This is a genomic window from Aquitalea pelogenes (assembly GCF_041914625.1).
Taxonomy (GTDB): Bacteria; Pseudomonadota; Gammaproteobacteria; order Burkholderiales; family Chromobacteriaceae; genus Aquitalea; species Aquitalea pelogenes.
The window spans coordinates 51350-64020 of the sequence record NZ_JAYSDA010000006.1; the positions used below are offsets into that span (position 1 = coordinate 51350).

Here is a 12671-nt window from a genome sequence, read left to right on the forward strand (position 1 = left end):
TCATTCTCCCGGAGGGCGCTGGAAGCGCCTGGTGTAAACCCACATCGCCAGCAGCACCAGCGCCAGCAACATGAAGGACAAGGCAGCACCGAACGGCCAGTTACGCGCAGTGCCAAACTGGTTCTGGATCAGGTTGCCTATCATCAGGCTCTTGCCGCCGCCCAATAGCTCCGGGATGTAATAGGAGCCGATGGCCGGGATGAACACCAGCAGGCAGCCCGCCACGATGCCGGGCATGGCCAGCGGCAGAATCACCCGCCGTAGCGCCTGCCAGCGGTTGGCGCCCAGGTCGAAGGCCGCCTCCACCAGCCGCCAGTCCATTTTTTCCAGACTGGTGTAGATGGGCAGCACCATGAAGGGCAGGAAGGAATAGACAAAGCCGATGGCCACCGCGGTGGGGGTGTACAGCACATCCAGCGCGCCCTCACTCAGGCCGAGCGCCGACAGGCTGCTGTCGATCAGCCCGCCGTTGCGCAGCAGCAGCATCCAGGCGTAGGTGCGTACCAGCAGGTTGGTCCAGAAGGGGATGGAAATCAGCAGGATCAGCCGCTGGCGGGTTTTTTCCTCTTTCAGTGCGATGTAGAGCGCAGTGGGAAAGCCGATCAGCAACGTCACCACCGTGGCAAAACCGGCCAGCAAAAACGAACGGCCGAAGATTTGCAGGTAGTCGCTGTTGAGCGTGAGGCTGTCGTCCAGATCGCGCTCGTACAGGAATTGCACATAGGCATCCACACTCCATTCATGCCAGCGCACGCCGCCGTAGGTGTCGGGGGCCAACACCGACATCCAGGCCATCAGCAGCATGGGCAGCAGCATGAACAGCAACAGGGTGAGCGTGGTGGGTGCCAGCAGCAGGCGACGGCGCCAGCGCCGATGCGGATCAAGCGACATGGTCGGCCTCCTGCAAACGGTGGAAGGCACCCGGCTGCGCCGACAGCTGCACGCGCTCGCCCACCCGGGCCAGCCGCACTGCTCCGCTGTCGTTGGTATTGCGCACCCGGCAAGGCTGACCGTCGGCCAGTTGCACGGTGTAAACGGTATCCACACCGCGATACACCACCTCGGACACCACGCCGTGCAGGCCGCTGCCGCTGGTGGACAGTTGCAGGCGCTCGGGCCGCACCGCCAGCGCGGCATGGCCGTCGTGGCTTTGGTCCAGCACGGTGCCGGGCAGGCTGCCAGCATCGCCAAAGTGCAGCAGGCCATCAGCCACCCGGCCTTGCAGGAAGGAAGTTTCGCCGATGAAGTCCGCCACGAAGCGGTTGGCCGGACGGTCGTAAATGTCCTCCGGGCTGCCCACCTGTTGCAGCTTGCCCGCCGACATCACCGCGATGCGGTCGGACATGGTGAGCGCTTCTTCCTGATCGTGGGTGACAAACACAAAGGTAATGCCGGTTTCGCGTTGCAGGCGCTTGAGCTCCACCTGCATTTCCTTGCGCAGTTTCAGGTCCAGCGCGGACAGGGATTCATCCAGCAGCAAGACCTTGGGCGACGGTGCCAGCGCACGGGCCAGCGCCACCCGCTGCTGCTGACCGCCGGACAACTGGTGCGGGCGGCGGCGGGCAAAGCCGGACAGCTTCACCAGCTCCAGCTTTTCCGCCACGATGGGCTTGATGTCGGCGGCTTTGACACCGCGCATTTCCAACCCGAAGGCCACGTTTTCTTCCACGGTCAGGTGTGGAAACAAGGCATAGCTCTGGAATACGGTATTTACCGGGCGCTGGAAGGGCAGCTTGCCGGACAGCGATTCGCCATACAGGCGGATGTCGCCGCTGCTGACGTCCTCGAAACCGGCAATCATGCGCAGCAAGGTGGTCTTGCCACAGCCGGACGGGCCCAGCAGGGTAAAGAATTCGTTCTCGCGGATGCTCAGCGCAATATGATCCAGCGCCAGTACCGCATGTTCATCATGGCCAAAACGCTTGCAGACATGGTCGACGTCAATTGCCACACGATTGCCGGTCATGGCAGTCCTCCGGTGCAAATGCTGTGAAAACACGCCCCCGCACCACGCCGCGCGGCGATGGTGTCGGGTTGCTGTCAGAATCTGGAAAAGCCTGGCGCTACACGCCGGGCGGGCGGGCATGACCGCACGGCATCAGCCGTGCAGCCGGGTCATCGCACAGGAAGGAACTGCCGTGGCAGATCGGGAAACGGTCTCGCCCGGGCAGGCTGCCGGATGGGCATTGCGGCTGGTACGAGGCCGGGGGCTGCGCCATCTTGCGGGCGGCAAAGCCTGGCTTGCTCATGGTTTCTCCTCCGTGTTGTGTGATCGGACATGGCATTGCCTGTAGGCCGGGCAGCCGCGTGGCACTCTCCTGGCGAGGGAGAACTGGCCTTGGCAATGACATCGAGTGGTCCGTCTTTTTTTTATTCATTCTGCCAACAAGTGCTGCGACGAAAAGATACAAAGCGGTCAACTATGGGATAAATACGGCCAAAAATGGCGTGCGCACCGCGCGCAGGACAACAGCTATCGCTTTGGACAGGCCATTCAGGACAGGGCAACCCTACGGTCCGGCAGCAGGGTCGGCAGGGGTAGAAAGGCAGGAATACGCAGCGGTGTCAGCGCCGCAAATCAGAGGGTCGCTTGCCGGTCCAGCGGGCAAAGGCGTGGCGGAAACTGGCGGATTCGGCAAAGCCCAGCCGCTCGGCAATCATGCCGATGGACAGGCTGCTTTCCTGCAGCAGATGCAGCGCTTGCTGGTGCCGCGCCTGATCCAGCAAGGCCTGGAAGGAGGTTCCCAGTGCTGACAGCTTGCGCCGCAGGGTGCGCTCGGACATGTGCAAGGTGGCGGTCAGCTCGTCCAGCCGGGCAAAGCGCACCGGGTCGGACTGCATCAGGCGCAACACCCGCGCCACCAGTGCCGAGCCGTGACTGCTGGCCCATTGCTGCTGCTGGCGCTGGCATTGCTCCAGCGCCATGTGAAAGCTGACCGCATCGGCCAGCGGCTGGGGCCGGTCCAGCCATTTGGCCGGAAACAGCAGCGCGTTTTCCGCCATGTCAAAGCTGCCCGCCTGACCGAAAATGGCCGGATAAAGCCCGGCATGCGCGGGCGGGGCAAAGCACATGTGTACCGCCTTGGGCGACCAGCGCACACCCATGCAGTCGCGGGCGATGGTCCACATCGAGGACAGGCACATTTCGGCATTGAAGCTGAGCAGATCCTCGCGGTAGCGGTAGCCTTCGGCCAGCAGGCAGGCATCCTTGCCCCGCTCTTCCAGCCGCAAGGTGAAATAGCTGGCCAGCAGCAAGGGAAAGCGGATGGCGGTTTCCAGTGCCACCCGCAAGGTGGGGCTCACCAGCATGGTGTAACCCAGAATGCCGTAGTTGGAGGTATGCATGGCATGGCCCAGCCGCAGGCCAAGGGCATCGTCCTGCGACAGGCGACGCGCGGTGTCGAAGACGGTGAGTTCCTGATGGTGGTTGATCAGTCGCGCTGGTTCCAGCAGGCGCTCCGGCGGAATGCCGCTGCCGGCCAGCACCTCGGCCGCGGCAATGCCCTGCTCGGCCAGTACATTCACTGTGGTGACAATGGCATGCAAGGACACCGGCCGACTGGAAGGGTTGTCGTGGCCGGGTGGGGCAACAGGGTCAGGACTGGCGGGCCGCTCCGGGTGCATCGTTGTATTCAGCCATGGCCGGCAGGCCATGTGCTGTCTCCGACTGGGGACAATCGCCTGATCTTGCCGTCTTGCCTGCTGACTGACAAGAGCGCTGCACCCCGGCGCGGGCAGCTGGCTGACGCATCAAATTTTGTAAATCTGCTTGTCGCTGGCCAGCCATGCCCGGAACAATACGGCTGCGCACGCAGACCAACTGCAGGCCATGAATACATGGCTGGCGCAAACCCGACCTTGCCACGGCTTCACTCCGGCAGGTTGCTTACCCGCACAGGGCCGTTGCGGCAGTGCGCTTTCTCTTCGCAAGACTCCGTTCCGGATGGACATAGCCAATACCATGATCACATTGCACAAAACCCTAGCCTCTTCCTGCTGCCTGATGCTGGGCTTGCTATGCACCCAGGCTAATGCCGCCGTCTCCATGCTGTCGGTATCCGACAGTGTCAGCGCCACGGTGGGCAGCATTTCCACCTCCTTGCAGAATTCCTCCAAGGCCATCGGCAATATCGCCGAAGGCGACTACAAGGTGGTGGCCGTGGCCCAGGCCGAACAAGCGGGCAAAACCCAGCTCACCCTGGTGCCGGTAGCCGCCGCCAACAATACCGAGCCTTTCAATCTGTTTGTGGCACAGGCCGATGTGAAGCACAGCGGCGTGGAAACCGGCCAGATCGTGCATGCACAAAAACAGGCCTATGGCCTGGTGTTTGCCCGCGCTGACAACCAGCAACCGTTTGCCCTGCTGCTGGATCAGGCGTGGAAGTCCGAAGTGCAGCCCAAGGTAGTGTCCTGATCCTGCTGCACCGTCACGCCGGCCGACGACTGCAAGCCCTGCTGATGGCAGGGCTGTTTGCCGTGTCGGCCACACTGGCCAACACGGCGGCGGCGTCTTCCTTGATGTTCTGCGAACAGGCCTCACAGCAGAGCGTGGCACGCAAGAGCGACCTGCTGCTGTTCAGCCAGCAGGTACGCCAGCTGCTGGATGAATCCGGCCATCAGGCGGCCATCATCTCCCGCTCCGGGCTGGACCTGGAGCGCTTTCACATCCGCCTGTCGCACGCCGGCATCAGCCTGCGCAACAATGCCAACTCGCCCTGGTCGGTACGCCAGCTGTACTACGCCTGTGAGGAACAGCGGCCGCACCTGTACGACCAGGGCCTGCCGGGCTTCCTGATCGACCAGCCGCAAGGCAGCAATGTCTACCTGTCCATCCTGCTGCTGCCGGCAAAACAGGAAGAACAACTGGTAACAGCCGCGCTGGACAACAAGCTGTCGCTGCAACTCCTGGGTGCGGACTACAGCGCCAACGCCTATCCCTTCTCCACCCGCTACCAAAACTGCAACCAGTGGCTGGTGGAGCTGCTGGCCCATGCCTGGGGGCAGTTACCGCGCGCAGGCGACGGCCGCAAGCAGGCACAGGACTGGCTGCAACAACAGGGCTACCGCCCGGATACCGTCGATGTGAAACACCGCTACATGGTGTGGGCGGCCAATGTGGTGCCGCTGGTGCACAATGGCGACCACCCGGACAGCGAACTGGCGGCAAACCGCTATCAGGTGAGCCTGCCCGCGGCAATCGAAGGTTTTGTGCGCCAGCAGGCCGCCGGGACCGAGCGCATACAGGTGTGCCTGCGTGGCAAGACCCTGGTCACTCACCGCGGCTGGGACGACATGGCGGATGATTGCCAGCCGGCCGAGGGTGACACCGTGCAGCAGCTGGGCTGACTACAAACCGGCACGCTTAACCTTTCTTTACCCGATCTTTACATCCAGCGGCCTCATGCCTGCGCGCTGGCATGCCGATAATGAAGCATCCGATCATCATTTGTATGCAGCGAGACCGTGATGGATATCAGCAAAACAAACGCGGTGAACACCAGCGGCACCAGCACACTGGGCAGCAGTGGCAAGACTGCCGCCAGGGCCGGTAAAGACAGCAACACGCTGGATAGTGATGGCAAGGCGGCAAGCGCCTCGCCGTCCACCATCGTGAAACTGCAAAGCAAGGGCAAGGCGGATGAGGCCAGCAGCGACAGCAATGCCGCCAGCACGGATGACAACGCGCCATCCGCCGTCAAATCCTTTACCTACGGTGTGCTTAACCTGCCCGACCCGGCAGTCGACCCTGCCCCGGCGCCCACCCAGACAGAAAACAGCTATTTCACCGCCGGCCGCTGGGCCGCAGCCGCAGTGACGGTGGGCACGCTGATTTCGCTGGTGGTGTGAGTCTGCATCCAACGGCATCGTCAACATGCAAAAGGCCGCTTTGCAGCGGCCTGTTTGTTTTGCAAACCCAGTTCAGCGGCGTTCAGCGCCGGGCAATCAGCACAATCCCCACCCCCACCAGCAGCATGCCGGCCAGCTCGCGCGCCAAAGGCCATTCCCCCAGCTGCACCGCCGCCATGGCCACCGCCAGCAGCGGAATCACCAGCGCATTGAAACTGAGCGTGCTGGCAGGCAAACGCTTGAGCAGCCACAACCAGGCCAGCCAGCCCACCGCACTGGACAATACCCCGGCATACAACAGCCCCAGCACAAAACTGCCGGACCAGTGGATATGGGCAAAATCCGCCCACGGCCACAGGGCCAGAATCGGCAACAGGCCGATCAGCGCCTGCCAGGCCGAAAAATTCAGGCTGTCGAGCTGATCACAGCGCGTCGCCCGCTTGCTCAGTACCGAACCCAAGGCCCAGAAGAAACCGGCCAGTACCGCCAGCAGCATGGGCAATACCCCGCCATGCAGCTGCCATGGCGCCACAATCAGCATCAGCCCGACAAAACCCGCGGCCAAGGCCTGGCCGGTACGCCGGCCAAACGGTTCGGCCAGCAGCCAGCGCGACAGCAGCGCCACCCAGAACGGCATGGTGAACACCAGCACCGAGGTACGCCCCGCCGCCCCCGCCACCAACGCCAGGGTAATGGACAGGCTGTACAGGCAGGTGGTGCTCATCCCCACTTGTGCAGCCTGCGCCAGACGCTGTGGCCGGATGGCACAGCCACGCGCCAGCAGCACGCCAAACAGGGTCAGGCTGCCCAGCGTGGTACGCAAAATCAGATGGGTGATGGGCGTGGTGGCCTGCAAGGTCTGCTTCATCACCACATAGTTGTAGGCCCACAGCGTCACCAGTGCGGCAAACAGCAGCATGGGCAGCCAGCGTGCGGACGCGGTGGTGCGGGACAGGAAGGGATTGAGGGTGGTACTGGAAGCCGACATGGTGCATCTCCGATGGATGCCGCCAGTTTAAGCAGCCCACAGGCTTGCACTGATGCGTTTTACTGCGCCAGAATGCATCCAAACTGATGATTTTGAATATTCAATGCAGGAAAACTGATATGCCGGATGAAAAACAGCTGGACAGCTACGACCGCAAACTGCTGGCCCTGCTGCAGGAAGACGCGCGCCGCACCCACGACGAACTGGCCGAAGCCGTCAGCCTGTCGCCCACTGCGGTTACCCGGCGGCTCAAACGGCTGCGCAGCGAGGGCATCATCCGCCGCGAAGTGGCCCTGGTGGACCCGGCCGTGCTGGGACGCCCGTTACGGCTGGTGGTGAATGTGATTCTGGAGCGCGAGCGCATTGCGCTGGTGGATGCCTTCAAGCAGGCCATCCGCGCCGCGCCGGAAGTCGTGGAGTGCTACCACGTGACCGGGCGGCCGGACTTTGTGCTGGTGGTACTGGTGCGGGACATGGGCGATTACGAACGCTTTTGCCGCGAGCACATCATGAGCAATGACAATGTGCGCGAGTTTGAATCGCTGGTGGTGATGGAAACCACCAAGTACAGCACCGCCGTGCCACAAGACACGGCGGGCGAAGGCAACTGAAAGCCAGGCCAGCCCGTAACCGGTTCAGCCTTCGTGCAGCAAGGCGTGCTGGATTTCCGACAAGGCCTGCGGCACGCGCATGAAATTGAGCGGCATGCCCAGTCGCCGTGCCATGTGCGAAGACGAGAACATGCCACACAACTGGTAATGGCCGGTGTTCAGGTCCAGCTCGGCCACCAGCGCATGCTGCCGGCCCTGCTGCTTCAGCGTGGACACCATGTGACCAACGGTGGCGTGCTGCACATCGGCCAGCGACAGCATTTCCAGCTCGCTGCGCGGAGTCATCACGTCGCGCACCAGTACTTCATCGTGGCGTTTGCCGTGCTCCAGCATGCACTGCACCGGGCGTTCGCCCAGAATGTCCGACGCGGTGATCAGGCCCACCAGCCTGCTTTCGTCGTCCTGTACAAACAGCAGGCGAATGCCGCGGCTGATCATCAGGTTGTGCGCATGGCGCAGGGCTTCGTCCTCGCCAATGCTCACCGGGTCGATGATGCGCAGGTCGGTCATCACCTCCAGCGCCGGGCTTTTCAGATTGATGGGCCGCTGCGGGCGCTGGTCCAGATGAACCAGATCGGTATGTTTGGGCATGGCCATGGATGGCAGCGCTTGGAATGTGGTTTCCATGTGACTCTCCAGCTGATGGATGTTGTTGTCTGGCTAGGCTGTTGCCTGGTCACAGTGGCGCGGCAGGCGGGCTGTCACGTCGCTGACGGTTTGCACCGGAACTGTCTCCCCTATTCCGGCCCAGATTTCATTCTAGGCAGGATTTTCCAGATGCAAGGCCATCGTGATGGCCCAAGCTGCAAATAAGTGTTGCCCGCAAGCGGCCAGCTTCTGCAACGGCTAACACAGTCACAAGCCGTGCTGAAAAATCAAGGTGGCCAGCCCAGCCCGCCAGACCTGCCTCTTGTACTGCATTGCCCCTGGCGCAGCCAGAGATGGCGGTTACACCAGACAGCTGCGCCTGTGCATGCCAGGCATCCACCATGAAAAAACCGCCGTGAAGGCGGTTTCTTTGCTGGTGCGATCGCAAAACAGCTTACATCTGCATGATGGCTTCCAGCTCTTCCACCGTTTTGGGGATGGGCTCGCCCAGCACACGGCTGCCGGTTTCCGTCACCAGCACATTGTCTTCAATGCGGATGCCGCCAAAACCGCTCATGTCGGCAAAGCGTTCATAGTTGATGTACTGGCTGTGACGGCCCTCGGCCTGCCAGGCGGCAATCAGCGCCGGAATGAAATAAATGCCCGGCTCCACCGTCAGCACCATGCCCGCCTTCAATGCCTTGCCCAGCCGCAGATAGCCCAGGCCGAACAGCGGACTGCGCTGCACGCTGTCGTCATAGCCCACCAGGTCCTCGCCCAGGCCTTCCATATCGTGCACGTCCATGCCGATCTGATGCCCCAGGCCATGCGGGAAGGCAATGGCATAGGCTCCGGATTCGACAATCTCCTCCACCGGGCCGTGGAAAAAGCCCAGTGCACTCATGCCTTCCACCATCACCCGCGCCGCCAGCTTGTGTACATCCAGGTAGCGCACGCCGGGCTTGATGGCGGCAATGGCCTGCAACTGCATGTCCAGCACGATGTTGTACAGCTCGCGCTGTTGCTGGTTGAACCGCCCGCCCACCGGGAAGGTGCGGGTAATGTCGCTGGCGTAGCCGCCACCAGAGGTACAGCCGGTGTCGTTCAATACCAGGTCGCCCTTTTGCAGCACATTGTCGTGGGCATGGTTGTGCAGCACTTCGCCGCGGCGCGAGAAAATGGACGGATAAGCCAGCTGCCAGTCGTGACGGCGCATGATGCCTTCCATGATGCCCACCACCTGATGTTCCACCACACCGGGGCGCGAGGCCTGCATGGCGGCCACATGCATGGCTCCGGTCACCGCCAGCGCAGCTTCCATTTCCGCCACTTCTTCCGCGCTCTTGATTTCACGCAGCGCCACCACGGCGCGGGTGAGCGCGGGCGAGAAGCCAGCTGCCACTTCGGCCGGATGCACATTCAGCAGGCGGCCCAGCTCCAGCCGGGTCTCACCGCGATAAGGTGCCAGATAATGCACGTCGCGCCCGGCAGCACGGGCGGCAGCCAGCGCCTGCTCCAGCACGGCATAAGGCTGGCTGTGGCTGATACCGGCAGAGGCGGCGCGCTCGGCCAGCGTTGGCAGCGGGCCGGTCCACACGATGTCAGCCACCGCCGGCTCATTGCCGAACAGGGTGGTAGTGCCTGCGGCGGTGTCGATCAGCGCCGCCATGCCCGGCTGGTTCTGGCCAAAGAAGTAGCGGAAGCTGGAATCCTGCACAAAGGGAAAGATGTTGTCGTGGTAGTTCATCGGCGAATCCACATTGCCGACAAACAACAACAGGCTGTCCGGCATGGACTGCTGCAGCGCGCTGCGGCGCTGCTGATAGGTGGCAGCAGAAAACATCACTCATACTCCTTTATCTGGCCATGCCATCCGCACAACTACCGGCCAGCTGGCATTTTATGGCGAAAAATCACGCAAACTGCGGATTGTATACAGAGCAGACACTGTACACGGCAAGCCGGAACATGACCAGCATTGCCACCATGCCGCTCTCATGGTGTGTGCAGGCAGCTGCAACCTCTCTGTGCAAAAGCTGGCACACGGCCAGCAGCAGTGGCATGCAATCAATATTTAGCTGTTGATTGCCGGCAGCTTGGCGGGCTGACCGCCGTATAATTGCATGGCTTTTGTTCTGGCACGGCAGCTGCCCCGGCAGGCCTTGCCAGCGTGCTCATTTGGCCGGATTCACGCCTTTCTTTCTCAAGTGATACGCATGCATTTTGATAATCTCCCCATCCTGTTCATCCTGGCCATCTCGCTGATCGGCAACAATTTCACGGTATCCATCGCCGCGCTGGTCTTGCTGCTGATCAAGCTGCTGGGGCTGGACAGCTGGTTGCCGGTGATCGAATCCAAAGGCATCAATGTTGGCGTGGCTATCCTCACCGCCGCCGTGCTGGTTCCGGTGGTATCCGGCCGGGTGGATGGCAACAGCATTGCCAATGTGTTCAAGTCGCCCGCCGGCATCATCGCGGTGCTGACCGGTTTACTGGTGGCCTGGATTGCCGGGCAGGGCGTGCCCTTCATGAAGTCTTCGCCCGAAGCGGTAACGGCACTGATGATAGGCACGCTGATCGGCGTGTGCTTTTTCCGTGGGCTGGCGGTGGGGCCGCTGATTGCCGGCGGCGTGGTTGCGCTGGTACTGGGGCTGCTGAAGCTCTGAGCCGCCCGGACTGCCTCAAGACGCAGCAGATTGCAGGTCGATTTACTGATGCTGGGCACAGCAGCCTGAATGACCGCGCGGTCTTCGCTGCCCGTCAGCAGCCCGTTCACCCTGTCCTGCCAATAAAAAATGGCCGCTTGCACATGCAGGCGGCCATTGTTCTGTTTGAAGCGGTTGTCAGTTTTTGCCCTGCATCACCGGCTTGCTGGCTGACGTGTCTTTGGACACGCCCTCAGCAAACAGCTATCACTATCACCATGTTCGGCGGGCTCTGGCCAAAGAAATAGCCAAAGCTGGAATCCTGCGCAGAGGCAAAGATGTTGTCGTGGAAGTTCTTCCGCATATCCACATTGCCGACAAACCACAACAGGCTGTCCGGCATGGGCAACGGTCACGTGCTACGGCACTGTTGATGAGTCGCCGTAGAAGGCACTTATCTGGCCACCCATCAGCAGATTCACCCTACTACCAGACATTTTATGGTGGGAAATTGCGCAATCTTCAGATTGTATACAAAAACCATTCTGCATGGTCAGCAAGCAGATTGTTACCTCATACCACTGGTACTATTTGCAGAGAACATCTGCATAAGCAGCTACAACTCGGCATGCAATTGGCACTCATCCCGCAGCCAAAGAAATATCAAAAAGCTTGTCGGAAATTTCTTATTTATATAAAAGAATTAAGTCGTCATATTCTTAAGAAATGCCCTGACACAAAGAGCTTTAGCATGAAATACGCTGAAAAACCATACCAAAGCACGTTTACAATTCTATGTTCCTACAACCACATATCACAAATATATAGTGCCATATAAAAATCATCATCATTTCCTTTTAATTCAATCTCAATTATATGTTTTGACATTACACAATCATCTCACACCCACAAGATGGTTGAAATACACCGCACAATTGGTCTTTTATCATGAAAAATCGCATACTACTATTAATGGCTTTCTTCATTTTGACAGGAATGCTTTCAACCTACTGTCATGCTGGCTGCACTCCAATAAAATCCGCCAGTAGCATTACAATACCCAATATTACATTTAATCGGGACATGCCCGCTTTCAGCCAAATCGGTAGTGATATTGCGTCAACATCAGGCATTCAATTCAACTGTGACAACGCCAGTAGCAATCCTGTGGGCGACATGGGATTAAAGCTAACGGGAGGCACTCTGGTTGGCAACGTTAATGGGCGGGATATATACAGCACAAATATAAATGGGATTGGCTATGCCGCGGGAATAGTATTCACGGTGCCATCCTCTTGCCCCACAACCATTGCATGGGTAAATGGTACCAATACTGGAGACGGCTACGTACGGAATCGACTGGCATGTACCGTGTCTGACATACGTAATGTCAATGTCACCGGAAAATTTTATATAGCACTTTATAAAACACAAGCATTTGCCAGCACTGGAACCATTAATATTGACCAAGCGGTCCATGGCATTATGCGAATAGGTGGATCTTGGGTTGGTTATGAATCCACCTTACAGGCAAATACATTCACTAACAGTGCATTAACCTGCACAGTAAGCAATCCAGCTTCTGTCAGTTTACCAACAATGAGTACTACTGCATTCCGCAGCATTAACGACACCAGTGGCACAATTCCATTTTCACTTAATATTAATTGCCCTAACCAAACAACTGTTGGAATTACCTTTACTGATAACAACAACAAAACTCAGACGGGTAATATTCTTACTGCCAGTACGGGGTCTTCTGCGAAAGGCGTTGGCATGCAGTTGAAGTATCTCAACTCCATCATCAATTTTGGTGCAGATTCTTCCATTTCGGGCAATACAAACCAGATTACATTGGGCAATAGTTTTAGTGGCGCAAAAAGCTTTCCATTTACAGTCTCCTATATCCGCACTGGTACGGTATCAGCTGGCTCACTGTCTACCAGTGCCACCTTCACCCTGTCCTACCAATAAAAAATGGCCGCTTGCACA

14 protein-coding genes are annotated in these 12671 nt (G+C 59.5%); 7 read left to right on the plus strand and 7 right to left on the minus strand.

The genetic code is table 11. The features are described from left to right. From ACE3SE_RS06745 to ACE3SE_RS06760, 4 genes are all read right to left on the minus strand, one after another. Positions 1–891 (minus strand): ABC transporter permease, encoded by an 891-nt coding sequence (locus ACE3SE_RS06745; RefSeq protein WP_374554319.1) that lies wholly within the window; start codon positions 889–891, stop codon positions 1–3. Further along, positions 881–1966 carry an ABC transporter ATP-binding protein gene (locus ACE3SE_RS06750; protein ID WP_045846306.1) on the minus strand — a complete coding sequence of 362 codons (1086 nt, stop codon included), beginning with the start codon at positions 1964–1966 and terminating at the stop codon, positions 881–883. The genes ACE3SE_RS06745 and ACE3SE_RS06750 overlap by 11 nt, the downstream gene beginning before the upstream one ends. A 97-nt stretch (positions 1967–2063) precedes the next feature. After that, a complete protein-coding gene (locus ACE3SE_RS06755; RefSeq protein ID WP_045846305.1) occupies positions 2064–2249 on the minus strand; it encodes a hypothetical protein in 186 nt (61 codons plus the stop codon). A gap of 316 nt (positions 2250–2565) precedes the next feature. Then, positions 2566–3654, minus strand: a complete 1089-nt coding sequence (locus ACE3SE_RS06760) for an AraC family transcriptional regulator (RefSeq protein ID WP_082086392.1) — start codon at positions 3652–3654, stop codon at positions 2566–2568. 307 nt (positions 3655–3961) lie between these two features. On the opposite strand from ACE3SE_RS06760, the gene ACE3SE_RS06765 reads away from it, so the two are divergent. From ACE3SE_RS06765 to ACE3SE_RS06775, 3 genes are all read left to right on the plus strand, one after another. Next, entirely contained in the window at positions 3962–4414 is a 453-nt protein-coding gene (locus tag ACE3SE_RS06765) for a hypothetical protein (protein ID WP_374554320.1), read from the plus strand. After that, positions 4378–5346, plus strand: a complete 969-nt coding sequence (locus ACE3SE_RS06770) for a DUF2145 domain-containing protein (protein WP_374554321.1) — start codon at positions 4378–4380, stop codon at positions 5344–5346. The genes ACE3SE_RS06765 and ACE3SE_RS06770 overlap by 37 nt, the downstream gene beginning before the upstream one ends. Positions 5347–5466: 120 nt before the next feature. After that, positions 5467–5847, plus strand: a complete 381-nt coding sequence (locus ACE3SE_RS06775) for a hypothetical protein (RefSeq protein ID WP_374554322.1) — start codon at positions 5467–5469, stop codon at positions 5845–5847. 82 nt (positions 5848–5929) lie between these two features. On the opposite strand, the gene ACE3SE_RS06780 is transcribed toward ACE3SE_RS06775, so the two are convergent. Then, the gene (locus ACE3SE_RS06780; protein WP_374554323.1) at positions 5930–6835 is read right to left on the minus strand and encodes a DMT family transporter; all 906 of its coding nucleotides are present in this window, start codon (positions 6833–6835) and stop codon (positions 5930–5932) included. 119 nt (positions 6836–6954) lie between these two features. Between ACE3SE_RS06780 and ACE3SE_RS06785 the strand changes: the two genes are divergently transcribed. Next, the gene (locus ACE3SE_RS06785) at positions 6955–7446 is read left to right on the plus strand and encodes an Lrp/AsnC family transcriptional regulator (RefSeq protein WP_062786964.1); all 492 of its coding nucleotides are present in this window, start codon (positions 6955–6957) and stop codon (positions 7444–7446) included. A gap of 24 nt (positions 7447–7470) precedes the next feature. On the opposite strand, the gene ACE3SE_RS06790 is transcribed toward ACE3SE_RS06785, so the two are convergent. Further along, the gene (locus tag ACE3SE_RS06790; RefSeq protein WP_045845992.1) at positions 7471–8073 is read right to left on the minus strand and encodes a CBS domain-containing protein; all 603 of its coding nucleotides are present in this window, start codon (positions 8071–8073) and stop codon (positions 7471–7473) included. Positions 8074–8488: 415 nt separating this feature from the next. Beyond that, positions 8489–9877, minus strand: a complete 1389-nt coding sequence (locus ACE3SE_RS06795; protein WP_374554324.1) for an aminopeptidase P family protein — start codon at positions 9875–9877, stop codon at positions 8489–8491. Positions 9878–10250: 373 nt separating this feature from the next. On the opposite strand from ACE3SE_RS06795, the gene ACE3SE_RS06800 reads away from it, so the two are divergent. The 3 genes from ACE3SE_RS06800 (at position 10251) to ACE3SE_RS06810 (ending at position 12653) form a co-directional block, all read left to right on the plus strand. Continuing rightward, positions 10251–10700, plus strand: a complete 450-nt coding sequence (locus tag ACE3SE_RS06800; RefSeq protein ID WP_045845990.1) for a DUF441 domain-containing protein — start codon at positions 10251–10253, stop codon at positions 10698–10700. A gap of 202 nt (positions 10701–10902) precedes the next feature. Next, positions 10903–11517, plus strand: coding sequence for a hypothetical protein (locus ACE3SE_RS06805; RefSeq protein WP_374554325.1), 615 nt, complete (start codon positions 10903–10905; stop codon positions 11515–11517). A 110-nt stretch (positions 11518–11627) separates the two neighbouring features. Then, positions 11628–12653, plus strand: coding sequence for a fimbrial protein (locus ACE3SE_RS06810; RefSeq protein ID WP_374554326.1), 1026 nt, complete (start codon positions 11628–11630; stop codon positions 12651–12653). The last annotated feature ends 18 nt before the right edge of the window (positions 12654–12671 follow it).